The organism is Thiohalocapsa sp. (assembly GCF_019695415.1).
In the GTDB taxonomy this organism is placed as follows: domain Bacteria; phylum Pseudomonadota; class Gammaproteobacteria; order Chromatiales; family Chromatiaceae; genus Thiohalocapsa.
The window spans coordinates 1-1,701 of record NZ_JAIFKJ010000568.1 but is presented as its reverse complement, the minus strand read 5'-3'; the positions used below and the strand labels follow the sequence as shown (position 1 = coordinate 1,701).

Genomic DNA, 1,701 nt, shown 5'->3' with positions numbered 1-1,701 from the left:
CCCCCGCTGCTTGGCCGTCTCCTTCCGTCGTGTCTTGTTCCTGGCCGTCGCATGCACCGCTTCGTGCGATTCGCCATCGTGGCGGGGGGACCACGGCGGGCGGCAGTGGGTGCAGTGCGGCCCGCTGTTGAGCCAGGCCCGTATGCCGTTCCAGTTTTTCGTCCATGCACTCATGCCACATGGTAGCGCGGCGATCGCGACGCGTGCCGCGGCGTCCGTTACAATCGGCCAACATGACCCAGACCGCGAACAAGTTCTACATCACCACGCCGATCTACTACGTCAACGATCGGCCCCACATCGGCCACGTCTATACCACCACCCTCGCCGACGTGCTCGCCCGCTACCATCGGCTGCGCGGCGACGACGTGTTCTTTCTGACCGGGACCGACGAGCACGCGGCCAAGGTCGCCGACGCCGCCGCCGAGCGCGGCATGACCGCCCAGCAGTGGGCCGACCGCAACGCCGAGGCGTTCGAGCAGACCTTCGCCAAGCTCGGCGAATCGAACGACGATTTCATCCGCACCAGCCAGCCCCGCCACAAGGACCGCGTGGTCGCGTACGTCAAACGCCTGCTGGACAGCGGCGACGTGTACGAGGGTCAATACGAGGGCTGGTACGACGCGGGACAGGAGGAGTACGTTCCCGAGAACAAGGCCAAGGATTACAACTTCAAGAGCCCGATCAACGGCAAGCCGCTGGTGAAAAAGCGTGAGAAGAACTATTTCTTCCGCCTCTCGGCCTACCAGCGGCGGCTGCTCGAGCACATCGAGGCCCAGCCGTATTTCATCCAGCCCGAGGCCCGCAAGAACGAGGTGCTCGCCCGCATCCGCGAGGGACTCAACGACGTGCCCATGAGCCGCTCGGGCACAGGCGGCTGGGGCGTGGCCATGCCCAACGATCCCGAGCAGACGGTGTACGTGTGGGTCGATGCGCTGTTCAACTATCTCACCGCGGTTGATACCGACGACCGCCGCAAGTACTGGCCGGCCGAGCATCACCTGATCGCCAAGGACATCCTGTGGTTTCACGCGGTGATCTGGCCGGCGCTGCTGATGGCGCTGGACGAGCCGCTGCCCGGGCAGGTTTACGCTCACAGCTTCTGGATCGCCGAGGGCCAGAAGATGAGCAAGAGCCTGGGCAATTTCATCGACCTGGAGAAGATCGACGCGTATGTCGAGGAGTTCGGCCTGGACGCCCTGCGGTACTACCTGGCCACGCAGGGCCCGCTGGGCGCGACCGATGCCGACTTCGCCCATGACAAGTTCGTGGACGTCTATAACGCGGACCTGGCCAATACCCTCGGCAACTGCGCCGCCCGGGTGACGAACATGATCGTGCGCTACTTTGACGGCCAGGTGCCCACGCCCGGCCATCCCGACAAGCTCGCCAGCGACCTTCGCCACAGCACCGATCACTACTGCGAGCACCTGGACGCGGCCTATGGCCAGGTCAACCTGGCCGAGGGCGTCGAGGTGTCAATGCAGCTTGTCCGCAAGATCGACAACTTCATCGAGCAGACCCAGCCGTTCAAGCTGGCCAAGGACGAGGCCCAGCGTGACCGGCTGGCGACGATTCTGTACTACTTTGCCGAGACCCTGCGGATCGCGTCACTGCCGACGGTGGCGGTGCTGCCCGACCGCATCCACCACCTCTGGCTGATGTCCGGGGTGGACTACGACCTCGACACCGGCCGCCCCC

General features: G+C 64.9%; 1 protein-coding gene. It reads left to right on the top strand.

Features of this window, described 5'->3' with window-relative positions:
- Positions 1–203: 203 nt before the first annotated feature.
- A partial coding sequence (gene metG, locus I6U14_RS15720) for a methionine--tRNA ligase (RefSeq protein WP_296900465.1) occupies positions 204–1,701 on the top strand: 1,498 nt, incomplete at its 3' end.